The organism is Mesorhizobium sp. SP-1A (assembly GCF_032460275.1).
Lineage (GTDB): Bacteria > Pseudomonadota > Alphaproteobacteria > Rhizobiales > Rhizobiaceae > Mesorhizobium.
The window spans coordinates 146633-164165 of sequence record NZ_JAVXZD010000003.1 but is presented as its reverse complement, the minus strand read 5'-3'; the positions used below and the strand labels follow the sequence as shown (position 1 = coordinate 164165).

19 protein-coding genes are annotated in these 17533 nt (G+C 65.2%); 10 read left to right on the top strand and 9 right to left on the bottom strand.

Annotated features, from left to right (window positions below):
* Nucleotides 1-169 precede the first annotated feature (169 nt).
* Nucleotides 170-1069 (top strand): LysR substrate-binding domain-containing protein, encoded by a 900-nt coding sequence (locus QU595_RS15770; protein ID WP_315923566.1) that lies wholly within the window; start codon nt 170-172, stop codon nt 1067-1069.
* On the opposite strand, the gene QU595_RS15765 is transcribed toward QU595_RS15770, so the two are convergent.
* From QU595_RS15765 to QU595_RS15730, 8 genes are all read right to left on the bottom strand, one after another.
* Nucleotides 986-2086: an alpha/beta hydrolase gene (locus tag QU595_RS15765; RefSeq protein ID WP_315923564.1), complete on the bottom strand. Its 1101-nt coding sequence runs from the start codon at nt 2084-2086 to the stop codon at nt 986-988. The genes QU595_RS15770 and QU595_RS15765 overlap by 84 nt on opposite strands.
* 191 nt (nt 2087-2277) lie before the next feature.
* Nucleotides 2278-4347 carry an ASKHA domain-containing protein gene (locus tag QU595_RS15760; RefSeq protein ID WP_315923562.1) on the bottom strand — a complete coding sequence of 690 codons (2070 nt, stop codon included), beginning with the start codon at nt 4345-4347 and terminating at the stop codon, nt 2278-2280.
* Nucleotides 4348-4611: 264 nt separating this feature from the next.
* Nucleotides 4612-5586, bottom strand: coding sequence for a methyltetrahydrofolate cobalamin methyltransferase (locus tag QU595_RS15755; RefSeq protein ID WP_315923560.1), 975 nt, complete (start codon nt 5584-5586; stop codon nt 4612-4614).
* 64 nt (nt 5587-5650) lie between these two features.
* Complete coding sequence (locus QU595_RS15750) at nt 5651-6751, bottom strand: methylenetetrahydrofolate reductase (RefSeq protein WP_315923558.1); 1101 nt, start codon at nt 6749-6751, stop codon at nt 5651-5653.
* A complete protein-coding gene (locus QU595_RS15745) occupies nt 6748-7299 on the bottom strand; it encodes a methylenetetrahydrofolate reductase C-terminal domain-containing protein (protein WP_410000520.1) in 552 nt (183 codons plus the stop codon). Before QU595_RS15745 ends, QU595_RS15750 begins: the two co-directional genes overlap by 4 nt.
* 94 nt (nt 7300-7393) lie before the next feature.
* Entirely contained in the window at nt 7394-7696 is a 303-nt protein-coding gene (locus QU595_RS15740) for a virulence factor (RefSeq protein WP_315923554.1), read from the bottom strand.
* 150 nt (nt 7697-7846) lie between these two features.
* The gene (locus QU595_RS15735) at nt 7847-8422 is read right to left on the bottom strand and encodes a DUF4893 domain-containing protein (protein WP_315923552.1); all 576 of its coding nucleotides are present in this window, start codon (nt 8420-8422) and stop codon (nt 7847-7849) included.
* A 95-nt stretch (nt 8423-8517) separates the two neighbouring features.
* Nucleotides 8518-9147, bottom strand: coding sequence for a DUF1638 domain-containing protein (locus QU595_RS15730; RefSeq protein ID WP_315923550.1), 630 nt, complete (start codon nt 9145-9147; stop codon nt 8518-8520).
* An 88-nt stretch (nt 9148-9235) separates the two neighbouring features.
* Here QU595_RS15730 and QU595_RS15725 point away from each other — a divergent pair, with 88 nt between their 5' ends.
* Nucleotides 9236-9367: an entericidin gene (locus QU595_RS15725; RefSeq protein WP_410000519.1), complete on the top strand. Its 132-nt coding sequence runs from the start codon at nt 9236-9238 to the stop codon at nt 9365-9367.
* A 57-nt stretch (nt 9368-9424) separates the two neighbouring features.
* Here the strand turns inward: QU595_RS15725 and QU595_RS15720 are convergent, their stop codons facing one another.
* Nucleotides 9425-10123, bottom strand: coding sequence for a B12-binding domain-containing protein (locus QU595_RS15720; RefSeq protein WP_315923546.1), 699 nt, complete (start codon nt 10121-10123; stop codon nt 9425-9427).
* A gap of 259 nt (nt 10124-10382) precedes the next feature.
* Between QU595_RS15720 and QU595_RS15715 the strand changes: the two genes are divergently transcribed.
* The 8 genes from QU595_RS15715 to QU595_RS15680 all read left to right on the top strand — a co-directional run bounded on the left by QU595_RS15715 (nt 10383) and on the right by QU595_RS15680 (nt 17473).
* Nucleotides 10383-11972, top strand: a complete 1590-nt coding sequence (locus QU595_RS15715) for a trimethylamine methyltransferase family protein (protein ID WP_315923544.1) — start codon at nt 10383-10385, stop codon at nt 11970-11972.
* Nucleotides 11973-12167: 195 nt separating this feature from the next.
* Nucleotides 12168-12800 carry a LysE family translocator gene (locus QU595_RS15710; RefSeq protein ID WP_315923542.1) on the top strand — a complete coding sequence of 211 codons (633 nt, stop codon included), beginning with the start codon at nt 12168-12170 and terminating at the stop codon, nt 12798-12800.
* Nucleotides 12797-13456, top strand: a complete 660-nt coding sequence (locus tag QU595_RS15705) for a hypothetical protein (RefSeq protein WP_315923541.1) — start codon at nt 12797-12799, stop codon at nt 13454-13456. Before QU595_RS15710 ends, QU595_RS15705 begins: the two co-directional genes overlap by 4 nt.
* Before the next feature lie 155 nt (nt 13457-13611).
* Entirely contained in the window at nt 13612-14289 is a 678-nt protein-coding gene (locus tag QU595_RS15700) for a FadR/GntR family transcriptional regulator (RefSeq protein WP_315923539.1), read from the top strand.
* Entirely contained in the window at nt 14286-15608 is a 1323-nt protein-coding gene (locus QU595_RS15695; RefSeq protein ID WP_315923537.1) for a CynX/NimT family MFS transporter, read from the top strand. Before QU595_RS15700 ends, QU595_RS15695 begins: the two co-directional genes overlap by 4 nt.
* A 97-nt stretch (nt 15609-15705) precedes the next feature.
* Nucleotides 15706-16437 carry a dienelactone hydrolase family protein gene (locus tag QU595_RS15690; RefSeq protein WP_315923535.1) on the top strand — a complete coding sequence of 244 codons (732 nt, stop codon included), beginning with the start codon at nt 15706-15708 and terminating at the stop codon, nt 16435-16437.
* 101 nt (nt 16438-16538) lie between these two features.
* A complete protein-coding gene (locus tag QU595_RS15685) occupies nt 16539-17048 on the top strand; it encodes a cytochrome b (protein ID WP_315923533.1) in 510 nt (169 codons plus the stop codon).
* Between the two features lie 2 nt (nt 17049-17050).
* On the top strand, nt 17051-17473 hold the full coding sequence (locus tag QU595_RS15680; protein ID WP_315923532.1) for a DUF1810 domain-containing protein: 423 nt from the start codon (nt 17051-17053) through the stop codon (nt 17471-17473).
* Nucleotides 17474-17533: the final 60 nt, after the last annotated feature.

Here is a 17533-nt window from a genome sequence, read left to right as displayed (position 1 = left end):
CGTTGCGGGTGTCGTGCCGGCTTGTGCTTGCGCTGGTGGCCCGAACCTCTCCGGAGGTCAGGGACTGGCAGGAGGCCGTCTCGACGATGTTGACTATGAGACCTGTTTCAGGTTCAATCAAACGAAATGGAATGATCGTTTTCATCAGAAAAATTGAAAGCAGGTTCCGATGAACGCTCCCCTCAACCATCCTCTGCCGCTGCTTGATCTCGATGTGCTGCGCACCTTCGTGGCCATCGCCGAAACCGGCAGTTTCACGACAGCCTCCACGGCCGTGTTCCGCACGCCGTCGGCCGTTTCCATGCAGATCAAGAAACTGGAGGACATACTCGGCCGCTCGGTGTTCGTGCGCGACGCGCGCTCGGTGACCTTGACCACGGACGGCGAGATGCTGCTCGGCTATGCGCGCCGGCTGCTGGCGATCAATCGCGAGGCGGTGTCCAAGTTCATCGTGCCTGATATTTCCGGCGTCGTGCGCCTCGGCTCGCCGGACGATTATGGAGAGCGGGTGCTGCCGCATATCCTGAAGCGCTTCGCGCAGTCGCACCCTTCCATTGCCGTGGACGTGGTCATCGACCAGAGCATCAACCTGCGCCGGCGCATGGACGACAGGGCGCTCGACATCACGCTGCTCACCAATTCCTACAAGGCCAGCGCCGCGGGCGCGGAGGTGCTGTTGACCGAACCGATCGTGTGGGCGGGCGCCAAGGGCGGCTGCGCGCATCTGCGCGAACCGTTGCCGGTTTCGCTCTGGGAGGAGGGCTGCGCCTGGCGGGCCGGTGCGCTCGAAGCCCTTGGGCGCGAAGGGCGCAACTATCGGGTCGCCTATATGAGCGCGCATACGGCCGGCCAGCGCGCCGCCATCATGGCCGATCTTGCGGTGGCGCCGCTGCCGAAATCGTTTCTCGGTTGCGACATGGTCGAACTCGGACCCAAGGACGGGATGCCCGATATCGGCACCTACAGCCTGGCCATGGTGGTGACCTCAGACGCCAGCGCGCCGGTCAAGGCGGCCGCCGACCATATCCGGGCCACCTTCGAGGGGTTCCGCGAAACCGGCAGGTTCTGAGCGGAGCGGAGAGATCGCAACCGGCCGGGAGCGGTTATCTCGACAGATCCGGGACGCGTCCGGACAAGGCGAGATGTTCGAACTGCCCTTGGCCGGTAGCGGGCTACGCACGGGGCTCGGCATGGCTGCCCAGTCCTCCAGGAACGACACGATGCGGCTTCGGGCCCGGCGCGCCTCCGGCATGCGGATCAGCGGCCAGACGTGGAACATGCCTTCTTCGTAGACGAGTTCCACGTCGACGCCGGCCGCGCGTGCCTTTTCGGCAAAGATGAGGTTGTCGGGCGAGAGCAGGTCGTGGGAGCCGGTCAGCAGCAGGGTTGCCGGCAGCACCGAAAGATCGCCGTAGAGCGGGCTGATGTGCCAGTCGGTGCGGTCCATGCCGGCGCCGTAGAGGCGGATGGCTTCGAGCCCGCCCGGAATGTCGAGCCAGGGGTCCAGCCGCGCCCTCTCGACGACGTCCGGGTTGGCCAGGGAAACGTCGAGGCCGGGCGAGATCAGCACGTGGCGAGCCGGAGCGGGGATGCCCTGCTCGGCCATCATCATGGTCAGGACCACGGCCATGTTGCCGCCGGCCGAATCGCCCATGAAGACGATGTCGCCGGCGGACGTGTCTTCCAGCATTGTGCGATAGACGTCGGCCACCATGCCGAACATGTCGTGGAAATCATGTTCCGGCGCGATCGGGTAGATCGGCACGGTCACGCCGAAGCCGAGGCGCTCGGCCATCTCGGCGATCAACGCCCAATGATAGGACGTGATTTCAAAGACATAGGCGCCGCCGTGGAGGTAAAGAATCCGCTTGGCGGCGCCGTCTTTCGGCGCGATCTCGTAGACCGGAAAGCCGTTCATCGTGCCCTGGCCGATGGCAAGCCGGTTCGCCAGCGCGGCCGGCGGCAGATGGCTCTGGCGCTTTCGCGCCTGACGTATCCAGCGCTGCAGGTTTTCGGGACTGGCGAACGCTTTCTTGCGCGTGTGACGGAGCATGAAGGCGACGAGACGGCTTTGCAAACTAGGCATGTGACAATGAACGGCTTTGAGCCGGTTAGCATTTTGCCTCCCGGTTCACGATTTCGTTCACGGACCTAAAAGTCAACGATGACGCTAGGGCAACGCACGGTCTCGTGACCGTGCGCTCCCTGGCGGTTTGCGATTTCGGCCGGTTGCGCGCGCCGATTGCCGCCTCGACCTGCCTACAAGGCTGGCCGCTGCTAAGTCCTGCCGCGCCGCGCGGCGCGTTCCTCGCGCGACCGCCGTCGTGGTGCCGCATCGCTCGCCGCATCCTCTTCCGAGACCACCTTTCGGGGCGGCAGCTTGACGGCTTCCGCGAGCTTCGGGAAGGGATCGACCTTGTTGGGCAAGGCCATCGCGTCGATGAATATCTGCTGGAAATGCGGCTCAAGCGCCGTCTCGATCTTCTCGATGCGATGCACTTCGTCCTCGATCTCGCGGCGGTGGTCGCGGTTGAGAAGCGCCATCAGCGCGCCGGTGCCGGAAGCGTTGCCGACCGCCTTGACCTCGGCCAGATCGCAATCGGGAATGAGGCCGAGCACCATGGCGTATTTCGGGTCGATGAAGGAGCCGAAGGCGCCGGCAAAGCGGATCAGGTCGACATGCTCGACGCCCTGCTTTTCCATCAGAAGCTTGACGCCGGCATAGAGCGCGGCCTTGGCGAGCTGGATGGCGCGCACGTCGTTCTGGGTGACGGTGATGCGAGGCTCGCCGTCGCGCAGCAGGTAGGAGAAGGTGCGGCCGTTCTGCATGATGCGCGGCGACTTCGCGGCAAGCGCGCCGTCCACCACGCCGTCCTCCGAGATGATGCCGCTGAGATACATCTCCGCCACAACCTCGATGATGGCCGAGCCGCAGATGCCGGTGACGCCGGTGGCCTTGGCGGCCTCCTCGAAGCCTTCCTCGTCGGACCATTTGTCCACGCCGATGACGCGGTACTTCGGCTCCAGCGTGTCGGGATCGATGCGCACGCGCTCTATGGCGCCGGGCGCGGCGCGCTGGCCGGAGGAGATTTCCGCGCCTTCGAAGGCCGGGCCGGTGGGCGAGGAGGCCGCCACCACGCGCTGCCTGTTGCCAAGGATGATCTCGGCATTGGTGCCGACATCGACCAGCAGCATCATGCGATCCTGGCGGTAAGGGCCTTCAGACAGCGCCGCACCGGCGGCATCCGCGCCGACATGGCCTGCGATGCAAGGCAGCGTATAGAGCCGTGCGCCGCGGTTGATGTCGATGCCGAGGTCATGCGCCCAGTATTGCAGCGAGCTCGAGACGGCCAGCGCGAACGGCGCCTGACCAAGCTCGGTCGGATCGATGCCGAGGAACAGGTGGTGCATGATCGGGTTGGCGACGAAGACCGCGTCGAGGATGTCGTGGCGGTTCACGCCGCCCTCGTCGCAGACCTTGCCGATCAGCGTGTTGACGGCCTCGCGCACGGCCTTGGTCATGGCCTCGCGCCCGTCGGGGTTCATCATGACGTAGGATACCCGGCTCATCAGGTCCTCGCCGAAGCGGATCTGCGGGTTGGACGTGCCCGACGAGGCGACGATGCGGCCCGACAGCAGCGACACCAGATGCATGGCGATGGTGGTGGAGCCGATATCGCAGGCAATGCCATAGGCCTCGTTCTTGAGGCCGGGCCACATGCCGATGATGAAGGGACGCGAGGAATCCATGTCGCGGTGGATGGCGACGGTGACGCCCCAGTTCTCCTTGCGCAATATGCCCTGCACCTGCGGGATGAGGTGCGGGGCGATCAGCAGGTCCTTCCAGCCCCAGTCCTTTTCCAGCACAAGCTTCAGCCGGTCGAGGTCGCCGAGCGGCTTGTGCATGTCGGGCTCGTCCACCTCGACATAGCAGAGCTGCACCGCCGGGTTGCGGTCGATGTGGCGCTCCACCGCCGCCTTGCGCACCACCTGCGCGTTGATGACCGTATCCTGCGGGACATCGACGACGAGGTCGCCCTGGATGGTGGCGGAGCAGGAGAGGCGGCGGCCTTCGGGCAGCCCGCGCACGCGCTCGTAGCGTTCTTCCTTGGGCCCCTTGGGCGAGATGTGGTCGAGGGAGGAGACGATCTTGTGCTTGGCGAAATTGCCTTCCTGCACCTCGATCTGGCAGCGGCCGCAGGTGGCGCGCCCGCCGCACACGCTCTCCACATAGACGCCGAGCTGGCGCGCGGCGTCGAGGACAGGCGTGCCGACGGGAAAACGCCCGCGCTTGCCCGAAGGCATGAACAGGACCAACGGATCGGTGATGTTGGCGGGAGAGTTCATTTCAGGCACTCCTTGCGACCGCGAACGCCCGGATGGATTTCCCTGCTGGCGGCGCGGCAATGGTCGCCATCCCTAGCGCAGCGACCGTCTTGCGAAACGAGACACGGCCCACCCAAAGGGCAGGCCACGATCTCAATCCAGTTCTGTGTCTCAGGCGGAAAATCGTGCCGACGACGCCCCGGGCCGAAAGCTTTCGCCCGGCCGACCGGTCCGGACCGGGCGGAACTGCATGAACGTCGTCAGGCACATCGTTCTCCGGTGAGGCTAGCCTCTCGCCATGCGGGCTTCACGACCGCCGCGGCGGCGGCCGGCCGGGGCGGCGGCGCCGTCGCCGGCAGGCGCGGTGACGGCGACCGGGGCCGGGGCGGCATGTTCGCCCGGCTTGTAGTCCTTGTAGGTCTTGATCCAGGTCATGCAGTCCTTGTCGGTGCCGGCCAGCACGTTGGCGCCGCGCACGGCTTCCATCTCCTGCGGACGGCAGGGGTTCATGATGGCGCTGGTCATGCCCGCGCCGATCACCATCGGGATGAAGGCGCCGTTGATGCCGTGGCGATGCGGCAGGCCGAAGGAGATGTTGGACAGGCCGCAGGTGGTGTTGACCTTCAGCTCCTCGCGCAGGCGGCGCAGCAGCGCGAAGACCTGGCGGCCGGCGTCGCCCAGCGCGCCGATCGGCATCACCAGCGGGTCCACCACGATGTCATGGGCGGGAATGCCGTGGTCGGCGGCGCGCTCGACGATCTTCTTGGCGACGGCGAAGCGCACGTCGGGGTCCATGGAGATGCCGGTCTCGTCGTTGGAGATGGCCACCACCGGCACGTTGTATTTCTTCACCAGGGGCAGGATGGCTTCCAGCTTCTCTTCCTCGCCGGTCACGGAGTTGACCAGCGGGCGGCCCTTGGCGACCTTGAGACCCGCTTCGATAGCGGCGGTGACGGAGGAGTCGATGGAAAGCGGCAGGTCCACGAGGCCCTGCACGATCTCCAGCGTCTGCACCAGCAATGCCGGCTCCGTGGCGTTGGGATCGACGGCGGTGACGCCGGCATTGACGTCCAGCATGGTCGCGCCGGCCGCGGCCTGCTCCAATGCATCCTTCTTCACCGTCTCGAAATTGCCTTCGATCATCTCGGCGGCCAGTTTCTTGCGGCCGGTCGGGTTGATCCGCTCGCCGATCACACAGAAAGGCTGGTCGAAACCGATGACGATTTCACGGGTCGCCGAAGCGACGATGGTGCGGGTCATAAATCTCTCCGTAGTGATATAAAGATTTCTTTATATCGTTATCCAATGTCTATCAAGCCGGCGCTCAGTGCGCTTCCCTGACCATGTCTACCTGCGTTTCGGTCCTGTCGTCGTGGAGGATGTGGTCCAGACGCTCTGCCACCAGCGCGTCGTCCGGGCGGACTTCACGCTTCCACGGCCTGCGGCCCTTGAGGACGCCCGATTCATCGACGATCTCGGCGACATATTCCTCCTGGCGATAGGCCATCACGTGGACGCCCGAGACGCCGGGGATTTCCTTCACTTCGTTGATGATGTCGATGCAGATCTGCTTGCCTTCCTTCTTCTGGTCCTGCGCGCCTTCCAGACGCTTGATGATCTCGTCCGGGATGTGGATGCCGGGCACGTTGGAGCGGATCCACTTGGCCGTCTTGGCCGAGGCCAGCGGACCGACGCCGACGAGGATGAACACCTTCTCGTCGTAGCCGAGATCGCGCACGCGCTGCATGAAGGTGCGGAACATCGGCACGTCGAAGCAATACTGGCTCTGCACGAACTGCGCGCCGGCGGCGATCTTCTTGCCGAGATGGATCGGACGGAAATCGTAGGGCGGCGCGAACGGGTTCACGGCCGCGCCGAGGAAGACCTTCGGCGGCGTCGTCAGCTTGCGGCCGGACAGGAACTTGCCGTTGTCGCGCATGATGCGGACGGTTTCGAGCAGCGACATGGAGTCAAGATCGAAAACCGGCTTGGCGCCGGGCTGGTCGCCGGCCTGCACGCCGTCGCCCGTCAGGCACAATATGTTGGACACGCCCATGGCGGCCGCGCCCAGCACGTCGCCCTGGATGGCGATGCGGTTCTTGTCGCGGCAGGCGATCTGCATGATCGGGGCGTAGCCCATGCGCGTCAGCAGGGCACAGATGCCGACCGAGGACATGTGGCAGTTGGCGCCGGAGGCATCGACGGCATTGATGCCGTCCACCCAGCCGTCGAATATCTTGGCGCGGTTGTAGACGTCCTCCGGGTCGGCGCTGTCCGGCGGGTTGAGTTCGGTGGTCACGGCGAACTCGCCGCGGCGCAGGACGCGCTCCAGGCGGCCGCGCGAAGAATGGCCGGGCTGGGGCTCCAGCGGCAGGTCGATGCCGGCCGGGTTCTCGTCGCGCTGGGGCGGGCGGGCGGAGGTCATGCGGAGGCTCCCGGCTTGCCGGCTTCGCGCTGGGCTGCCGCCTGCGCTGTGACGCGCAGCCAGGCGGAGGTTTCGCGCAGCGACTGGTCGACCGGCTTCTGGACGTTCAGGATGGCGTCGCCCTTCACCATGTTGCGCGAGCCTTCCCATGCCTTCACCCAGACGCAGGGCATATCCGGCTCCACCTCGCAGTTGCCGTTGGCGCGCACGCCGCCGCAGGGGCCGTTGCGCAACTGCTTGGGGCAGTTCATCGGGCAGGACATGCCGGTGGAGGACAGGATGCACTGGCCGCACATGCGGCAGTCGAACATGAAGCCCTTCACGCGCTTCTCGACGAATTTCACCGGTGCCTCGACGCGGCCATAGCCGATGCCCTTCCACAGCGGGTGAAGCATCAGGAACGCATCGGCGAAGCGCGCATAGAACCATTCCAGCAGCTTCGAGTGGCGGATCGACCACAGGCGCACCGAATAGGAGCGCTGCACGCGCCGCTGCGGCGACACGTCCGCCGGCTTGTAGTCGCTTTTCGGGGCCGTCTTCTTGACCATGGTGGCCTGCGTCACCGAGCCTGTGGCTGCAGGGGGGATCGTCTCCGGCGCGGAACTGGCCGCACCCGCTGCGGAGGTGGATTTCGGCTGGATATCAGACATTTTCCCGGCCGCCCGCCTTTGCCAGCGCCACCAGCCGCTCCCGATCGTAACGGGCTTCCAGCTCGCCTGCGGCTTTTTCAGCTTCGGTTTCCAGTTCGTCGCCGACCGGGACCGAGTCCGCCCTTCGCCATTCGGCGAGATAGGCGTCGGTCTCGGCGGCGCCGGAGCGCATGGCCGCCATGTCTATGGCCTCGGTGAAGCGCAGCGACAGTTCGCGCTTGGCGCTCTGGCGCCCCTTCTTCACGATCACCTGGGCAGGAATATCGCGCCAATAGACGACGATCAGATCGGCCATGATTTCGGTCTCCTCACTGGATCGAGCATTGCCGCAACCATTGCGCGCCCGCTTCTCATGGGACGACGCGCGCGCCTTCAAAAGCGACGTGACGGGATGTCGCAAAATGGAAGGCCATTGGCAGGGAAAGTTTTCTCTCCTGCCGCAGGTTCAGCGTTTCAGTTCCAATATGTCGAGCCTGGATTCGCGATGGGGCGCGGGGAACTCTATGCGCCAGGCATCGGCGCCGGTTCGGAACGCGTAGCCGGCCTGGTCGGTCTCCGGTCCGGCGCCGTAACGCCTGGTCGGCTCGGCGTTGACGCTGAACGAGCCCAGATAGATCGCGCGCTTGTCGCCGTCGTCATAGAGGCGGCCGGTGGTGCGTTGCGAGCCGGTCGTCTTCGTCAGCATCCAGCCGGAACCGTCGTCGGTGACCCGGCATCTGAACCAGCCGTAGACGACGAGAGGACTGATGCCGCCGGCCTTGATGGTGCGGCATTGCCAGTTGCCGGTAAGGTCCTTGTCCGAAAAGGGGACCAGGGGCCGTTTCAGCACGGCGTTCAACTGTTTCACGTCGCCGGGCTGGCCGGCTTTCGCTTCATCCAGAGCGGCGCGCCGCGTCGTCTCGTAGTTCTCGAGCCGCGCCTTGTCTGCCTTGGTGATCAGCTTCTGCACCGCACCGTCGGCCAAAGCCGGACTGGCGCAAAGGACGGCAAGCGCCGCGACGGCGTATCTCCTCAAGGGCATTGGTCTCCTCGCCTGGTTCCGATTGGGGATGCCTGTTCTCGGATTCGGAAAGCGCAGCATCGCGCGACCGAGGGGGAGGGCGCAACGCCTGGCTGTCAGGCTTTCGCCTTGGCGGCATGTGCGAGGCCGGCGACGAGGTCGCCATAGCCCGTGGAGCGGCGCTCATAGACGAGACCGAGCATCCTGGCGGCGTTTTCCGCGACCTTGTCGAGTTCGGGATCGTCGGTCTGGGCCAGGTAGATCAGCTTCTCGTAGTTGCCGAAATAGTCGGTGACCAGTTCCGGGTGCTTGTCGAGCCCCAGCGGCCGGATGAAGAAGGCATCGAACTGCCGGCACAGGAAATCGGTCATGTAGAACGACATCATGTCGTCGTCCTCGACTTTCCTGTAGGCGTCCAGCCCCTGGTAGAAGGCGAAGCAATGGGGGCCTTCCATGCGCTCGACGTCGTGCTTCTCGCATATGCGGTCGAGCATTCCGCCGGTGCCGCAATCGCCATAGCCGACGAAGATGTGGGCATAGCCGTCAGCCTTCGCCTCCTCGATGGCCTTGTCCATCGCGGGCGCTATGCGGTCCGGGTAGAAATGATATTCCGCAGGCAGGCAGGTCAGGTCCAGATGGTCGAGCCCAAGCTGCTCCTTCACGGCAAGAATCTCGCGCGCGATCATGCCGCAGGCGATGACCAGCAGCCTGTCGCGCTTTTCCAGATCTTTTCGTTTGGCGGCCATGGAACCAGTTGACCCGGCCTTCGTTGCTATCAGGCGTTGTTATCGAGAGAGGGAGAGTCCGCTCATGAAATCATTGACATATGCATGCATGGCGCTTCTCGCCAGCACTTTGCTGCTTTCGGCTTGCGCGAACACGATCCGCGGCGCCGGAAAGGACGTTGCCAACACCGTGAACGCCACGGAGCATGCCGGCAAGAGGGTTGCCCACGCGGCGAAATAACGCCACGCGCACCGACCGTGTTCCCGCGAAAGGGCCGCCCGCGCGGCCCTTCTCTCGTCAGGCCGAAGCGCGCACGTTGTGCTTGCGCTTCATGAAGTCCTTGGCGGTCTCGACAGCCACGGCGGCATCCCGGCAATAGGCGTCGGCACCGACGGCCTTGCCGAATTCCTCGTTGAGCGGCGCGCCGCCGACGAGCACGACATAGTCGTCGCGGATGCCCTTTTCCTTCATCGTGTCGATCACGACCTTCATGTAGGGCATGGTCGTGGTCAGAAGCGCCGACATGCCGAGGATGTCGGGCTGATGTTCCTCGATCGCCGCCAGATATTTCTCGACCGGGTTGTTGATGCCGAGGTCGATGACGTCGAAGCCGGCGCCTTCCATCATCATGCCGACGAGGTTCTTGCCGATGTCGTGGATGTCGCCCTTGACCGTGCCGATGACCAGCTTGCCCTGCTTGGGCGCGCCGGTGGCGGCCAGCAGCGGGCGCAGGATGGCCATGCCGGCCTTCATGGCGTTGGCCGAGAGCAGCACCTCCGGGACGAACAGGATGCCGTCGCGGAAGTCCTCCCCGACGATGCGCATGCCTTCGACCAGCGCTTCGGTCAGCACCTTGTAGGGCGCCCATCCGCGCTCGAGCAGGATGTTCGTGCCTTCCTCGATTTCTTCCTTCAGTCCGTCATAAAGGTCGTCGTGCATCTGCTGCACGAGTTCGTCGTCGGCAAGCTCGGACAGGATGATTTCATCGTCGGCCATTGTATCCAGCTCCTTGGTGTCCGCGCGGGCAATATCAACGGCGCGGAACGTCTTGCAATACCTATCTTGCCGAGGGCATTTGCCCATAGCTGATTTGCGACTTTCTGCAAAAGGAAAGCGACTGCAAATCAAAGGGGTTGCTTGTCGATTTTGCGACAGGTCTTGGCGCTGGCTGGCCGTTTCGGACAGGGTGCTTGGCTACGATCCGGCAAGAAGCCGTCGCAAGGGCGGCGAGCGCGAGTTTCAGGAAAGAACGGCCATGAGCGAAAACGCGGCAGTCGATCGGCACACGGACGATCACGAGACATCGGGCGGGCGGCGCGGCCGCGGAGCCAGCGGCGGGGCCGCTGCGCGCCGGGCAGCGCGTGCCGGCGGCGGGCCCGGCACACAGCTCACCTATATCCAGCGCAAGGTGAAGGTCTACGAGGTGCTGGACGAGGAAGGCCTGGCGCTGATCGAGAAGAACGCCGACATCGTGCTGGAGGAAACCGGCATCGAGTTCCGCGACGACGCGGAAGCGCTGGAACTGTGGAAACAGGCCGGCGCCGACGTGAAGGGCCAGCGCGTGCATTTTCCCAAGGGGCTTTGCCGTTCGCTGCTGAAGAGCGCGCCGCCGATCTATACCCAGCATGCGCGCAACGCCGCCCGTTCGGTGCAGATCGGCGGCAACGCCACGGTGTTCGCGCCTGTCTACGGGCCGCCCTTCGTGCGCGACCTCGACGGCAACCGCCGCTATGCGACGATCGAGGATTTCCGCAGTTTCGTGAAGCTCGCCTATATGGCGCCGTCGATCCACCATTCGGGCGGCACGGTGTGCGAGCCGGTCGACGTGCCGGTCAACAAGCGCCATCTCGACATGATCTATGCGCATATGCGCTATTCCGACAAGCCGTTCATGGGCTCGGTGACCGCGCCCGAGCGCGCGGAAGACACGGTCGAGATGTGCAAGATCCTGTTCGGCGAGAAGTTCGTCGAAGAGAACACGGTGCTCACCAGCCTCATCAACGCCAATTCGCCGATGGTGTTCGACGAGACCATGCTGGGCGCGCTGAAGGTCTATTCGCGCAACAACCAGGCCTGCATCGTAACGCCGTTCATCCTGGCAGGCGCCATGAGCCCGGTGACGGTGGCCGGCACGCTGACGCAGGTTCTGGCCGAGGTGCTGGCGGGCGCTTCCTTCACCCAGCTCATCCGTCCCGGCGCGCCGGTGATCTTCGGCACCTTCGCCTCGTCCATATCGATGCAGTCGGGCGCGCCGACCTTCGGCACGCCCGAGCCGTCGCTGGTGTCCTACGGCGCGGCGCAGCTGGCGCGCCGTCTCGGCCTGCCGTTCCGTACCGGCGGCTCGCTGTGCGCCTCCAAGGTGGAGGATGCGCAGGCGGCCTATGAAAGCGCCAACACGCTGAACTCGACCATTCTTGCCGGCACCAATTTCGTGCTGCACGCGGCCGGCTGGCTGGAGGGCGGCCTGGCGTCGAGCTACGACAAGTTCATGATGGACATCGACCAGCTCGGCATGCAGCAGAAGTTCTGCGAGGGCGTGGACCTGTCCGAGAACGGGCAGGCCATGGATGCCATCCGCCAGGTCGGGCCGGGCAGCCACTTCCTCGGCTGCGACCACACCCAGGCGAATTTCCAGACCGCCTTCTATCGTTCCTCGATCGCCGACAACAATTCCTACGAGCAGTGGCTGGCCGAAGGCGAGAAGACCGCGCCGCAACGGGCCAACCAGCTTGCCCGGCAATGGCTGGAAAGCTACGAGGCGCCTTACCTCGATCCCGCCATCGACGAGGCGCTGAAGGACTTCATCGCGAAGAAGAAGGAGTCGATGCCCGACGCCTTCACTTGAAAAGAGCCCGATTCAGGCCGGGCTAAAGTGGCCAACATCATCCACAAGGAAGTCTGGCGGAGCGCCTTCTCCGACCCGGACCGGAAGTGACGTCGGCCGGCCCGCGGCACATGCGGGCTGGCCCAAAAGGCGATGCTTGCAGCCGAGCGGAGGGCGTGGTCTGCTTGCCGATCCGCTTCCATCGGGAGAGTTCGCATGCCGCCGGCCGTGGTCCTCGCCAGCGTTTTCGCCATCTTCATTCCGGCGCTGATCCTGCCGGGGCCGGATTTCATCGCCGTGGTGCGCTCATCGATGACGCGCGGCACCACGGCGGGCCTGCTCACGACGCTCGGCGTTTCGACCGGGCTCGGCATCTATGCCACGCTCGGCCTGCTCGGCCTCTCGACCGTGCTCATCAAGTTCGAATGGCTGGCCTGGTCGATCCGCGTCGCCGGCGGCGCCTATCTGATCTATCTGGGCGTCCGTCTCCTGTTGGCGAAACCTGAAAGCATGGAGATCGCCGGCGGCGGAAGCGGCAGGCAGCGCAACGCCTTCCTGTTCGGGCTCGGGGTGACGCTGACCAACCCCAAGGCGATCGTGCTGTTCGCCAGCGTCTTCGCCACCTCCGTCACGGCTTCGACGCCCGGCTGGCTGATGGGCCTGATGGTCGCGCTGGTCGTGGCCAGCGGCGTCGTCTGGTACACGATTGTCAGCCTGTTCATGTCGTCGGCGCCGGTGATCCGTTCCTTCGGGCATGTGCGCCACAGGATCGAGCGTGCGGCGGGCGCCTGTTTCGTGCTGATCGGCGGCCGCATCCTGATGGACAGCCGCACGCCGTTGACGTCGTGATTGCCGAGGCTCTGGCCGCGCACGGGCTGCTTGTCCGCGGCAGCTTCAATTTCGACGCGGGCGACGAAGCGCCGCCCGGACTTTCTGGGGCTCCGGCGAAGGCCGTGATGCTGGTGGGGCAGGTGGGTGCCGCGCCCTGGCCGCATTTCCGGAAGTGGCGTGCGCAGCGACCGCAAGATCTGGAAAATCCGCTCGACACCTGGTCGCGCGAGGTGATCGACGCCGTCGCAGCCGCGTGCGGGGCGCGCGCCGCCTATCCTTCGGACAAGCCCTATCTGCCATTCCAGCGCTGGGCGATGCGGGCCGAGGGATTGAAACCGTCGCCGCTCGGTATCCTCATGCATCCCGCGTACGGGCTGTGGCACGCCTATCGCGGCGCGCTGCTGTTCGATGTCGAGGTCGAGGATCAGCCGGCTCACAAACCGATTCATCTTTGCGATGCATGTGTCGGAAAACCTTGCCTGAAAGCGTGCCCGGTCGACGCCTATTCCGGGGCCGGATTTGCCTATGACGATTGCCTCGCGCATGTGCGCGGTCCGTCGGGAGAGGCCTGCCGCAAGCTCGGCTGTCTCGACAGGAACGCCTGCCCTTACGGCGTGGCCTATCATTATCCGGCCGAAGTGCAGGCGTTCCACATGGCGAGCTTCATGGGATGACGGCGCCGACCGGGTGAAGACCATCGCGGGCCGTGCGGACAGCGGCTTTACGAGTTTCCGTTCATTTCGCGGACTTTGCCGGTAGCGCCTTCGAGACCTTGACCTCGGGCCATCGCGCGTCTAGCAAAGTCATCAGATGACTTGATGATTTTTCCATGCAACCACCTGTTCGAAACAACCTCACCGACGGCGCCGCCGATGCGTTGCGCGCCGAAATCTCCGCCGGCCGATGGCCTGTCGGCACGCGTATTCCCAATGAAGCCACGCTGTCTGAAATGCTCCTGGTCAGCCGGGGGACGGTGCGGGAGGCGGTCAGGTTTCTTGTGGCGCAGGGCCTTCTGGAAACCAGGCAGGGCTCCGGCACCTATGTCCGTGCCACGGCCGATCCGGCAGCGGCGCTCGACCGGGTTCGGCGCGCCTGCCTGCGCGACCAGTGGGAAGCCCGCGCGGCGCTGGACGCGGAGGCCGCCCGGCTGGCCGCGCTTCGCCGCACTCCTGCCGACATCGAGCGGATGCGTCGCCTGCTGGGCGAGCGCGGCACGGCGGCCGACGGCGGGCGCGAAGCCTTCGTCAGGCGCGATATCGCCTTCCACAAGGCGGTCGTGGCCGCATCCGGCAACCGGGCGATGATGGAAATCTACGACTTCTTCACGGCTGCGATCATGGACGTCATCCAGTCCTCGCTGGGCGGCGACCTGCCGGAACCCGGCGCAGAAGCGCATGCCGCCATTGTCGATGCCATCGCCGCCGGCGATCCCGACAAGGCGGTCGCGGCGGTTCGCGCATTCGCGGCTCCCGCCCTTCTCGAACTCGATCGGCTTATTTCACAATGAAGCATACGTCCCCGCATACCCGTCCGGACGGGGCCCATCCGGTCATGGATGCGCTCGACGAACAGCTCATAGATGCCGAGGAAGACAGCCTTCCCAAGCCGCAGCCGCCACGATTCCGGAGCCGCGCGGCGCGGCTACTTTTCGGCGCCAGCCTGGTGCTGATCGCGTTCAACCTGAGGCCGCTGTTCTCCTCGCTTTCGGTCCTGTTGCCGGAAGTCACCCGCGCAACCGGCCTGTCCACCGTGGGCGCCAGCCTGCTGACGACATTGCCGGTGGTATGCCTCGGCGTGTTTGCGCCTTTCGCGCCGCGGCTGGCACAGCGCTTCGGCGCAGAGCGCACCCTGCTCGGCGCGCTGCTCTTGCTGGCTATCGGCATGGGCCTGCGCGGCATCGAGTCGGTGCCGCTGCTGTTCGCGGCCACGCTGGCTGCCGGTGCGGCCATCGCGGTTTCGAATGTGCTGCTGCCGGGCGTGGTGAAGCGCGACTTTCCCGAAAGTGCCGCCATCATGACCGGGCTCTACACGATGGCGCTATGCGCCGGTGCCGCATCGGCTGCGGGGCTGACCTTGCCGGTCGAGCGGGTCGTGGGCTCGTGGTCCGGCGCGCTCGCTGCCTGGGCGGTGCCGGCGTTCGTCGTGCTGTTGGTTTTCGCGCCTCAGGCTTTGGCGGCGAAGCCTCCGGTGGCCCATTCCGGCTTCCGGGTGGTCGGCCTCTGGCGCGACCGGCTGGCATGGCAGATCACGCTTTTCATGGGGCTGCAATCGGCATTGGCCTATTGCGTCTTCGGCTGGCTCGCGCCGATCCTGCGCGAACGCGGCTTCGAACCGGCGGTAGCTGGCGGCATCGTCTCGATGTCGGTGATGGTGCAGGTGGTGACATGCCTGGCCGTGCCGTCCTTCGCCATCCGCCGCAAGGACCAGCGGGGCACGAACGTCGCGCTGGTCGCCATCGCCACTGCGGCGTTGCTCGGGTTGATGTTCGCACCGAAATGGACCGTGCCCTTCTGGGCGGTCCTGCAGGGCGTCGGGCAGGGCGGGCTGATCGCGGCCGCCATGATCGTGATCGTGCTGCGCTCCCCGGATTCCCATGTCGCGGCGCATCTGTCGGGCATGGCGCAGGGCGTCGGCTATGTGCTCGCCGCCATCGGACCGTTGCTGGTCGGTCTTATCCGCAGTTGGACGGGCAGTTTCGATGCGGCCGCGTTGCTGATGGTCGCGATCGGCCTTCTCGCGATGTGGATGGGCATCGGCGCGGGCAGGGCGCTGCATGTCGGCGCGCGAACCGTTCGGCTCGAGCCGGATCGGCCCGACGAAAACTAGCCCCCGACATTCCTGGCATGTTGACGCTCGGGCCGCGACAGCCTTGTCCCGACCGGAAGCGCGGTTATCTACTGCGCGAGGAAAAGGAGAGCGGCTCATGACGAAGAAGGACATCGAGATCAGGACAACCGACGGCACGGCGCGGGCAGGGCTGTTCCGGCCGGCCGGCGCCGCGAAGGCCGGCGTCGTCCTCTATATGGACGCTTTCGGCCCGCGTCCCGCCCTGGACGAGATGGCGGAGCGGCTGGCGGGGGAAGGCTATGCCGTGCTGGTGCCTGATCTTTTCTACCGCAACGCGCCCTACGGGCCGTTCGACGCCAAGACCGCCTTCACGCAGGAAGACAGCAAGCAGAAACTGATGGCGCTGGTTGGCGGCACGACGCAGGAAATGACCATCCGCGATACGCAAGCTTTCCTCGAAGCGTTTTCGGGCGAGGGCGTCACCGGTCCCTTCGGCACGGTCGGCTATTGCATGGGCGGGGCGCGGGCGCTCAATGCCGCAGCAAGCTATTCCGACCGGATCGTGGCCGCGGCCTCCTTCCATGGCGGAAATCTCGCAAGCGAAGCGCCCGACAGCCCCTATCGCGGCGCCGCCGAAATCAAGGCGCGGGTCTATGTCGGCATGGCGGGGGTAGACAGCAGCTTCCCGCCGGAACAGTCCGCGCGGCTGGCTGAAGCCCTGCGCGTGGCCGGGGTCGACTATGTCCTCGAGAACTATGTCGGCATGAGTCACGGCTGGTGCGTGCCCGACCATAGCGCTTACGATGCGGCCGGGGCGGAGCGGCATTGGAAGCATCTCACTGCGTTTTTCGGCGAAACGCTGGGGTAGTCCTCTGAGATCGGGCCGCGATTTCTTTGCTCCAAGTCAAGGCGATGCATTCTCTGGTTGTAAATATTCTCGTTCAAGCAACCGTGATCGAGAGGTGCAACATGGTGACTTCATCGCCGAGGGGTTATACGGCCACGCAGATTTTCCTGCACTGGGTGATCGCGGCGCTGGTCGTCTTCCAGGTTATCTTCGGGGATTGGATCAAGCCGGCCTATCGCGCGTTCCGGCGCGGGACGGAGGCCGGAGCCGGGGAGCTGTTCCAGGCCGATGTCCACGTTTACGTCGGCGTCCTGGTGCTGGTGCTGGCCATTGCGCGGCTTGCCTTGCGCCTGGTCCACGGCGCACCGGCGGCGCCGGCCGGCGAGAGCGCGGTCCAGAAACGAATCGCGATGGCCACCCACCTGATACTTTACCTGATCATCTTCCTGATGCCGGTGTCGGGCATGATGGCCTGGTATGGCGGCATCCATTTGGCCGGAGAGCTGCATGAGACCGCCAAGCCCGTCATCATCGTCGTGGTTTTCCTGCATGCTGCGGGTGCGCTGTTTCAGCATTTCGTGGGCAAGACGGACGTGCTGACGCGGATGCTCCGGCCCGTCAAAGGCGAGTGACCATGCCTGCCGATCCGTTCGATCTCGAGCGTTTCGTAGAGGCACAGGACGCGGTTGTCGATAAAGTGCTGGCCGAGCTGCGGCAGGGCCGCAAGACCAGCCACTGGATGTGGTTCGTGTTTCCGCAGATCGCCGGCCTGGGCATGAGCGCGATGTCGCAGCGCTATGCGATTTCCTCGCTTGGCGAAGCCCGCGCCTATCTGGACCATCCGGTGCTGGGATCGCGGCTGCGGGATTGCGTCGGCATCCTGCTCGGCGTGACGGGTGGTTCGGCGCATGACATTTTCGGCAGCCCGGACGACCGCAAGCTGCATTCCTCGCTGACCCTGTTCCAGCAGGCAGCGCCTGATGAGCCGCTTTTCCGGCAGGCGCTGGAGCGCTATTTCGGCGGTGAACCCGACCGCGCTACGCTCGAGCGGCTGTAGCGGCGGATTTTTTTCTTCCAGTCTCCCAAGGAATCGCCGCAAGCCTTCGTCCAACAATGG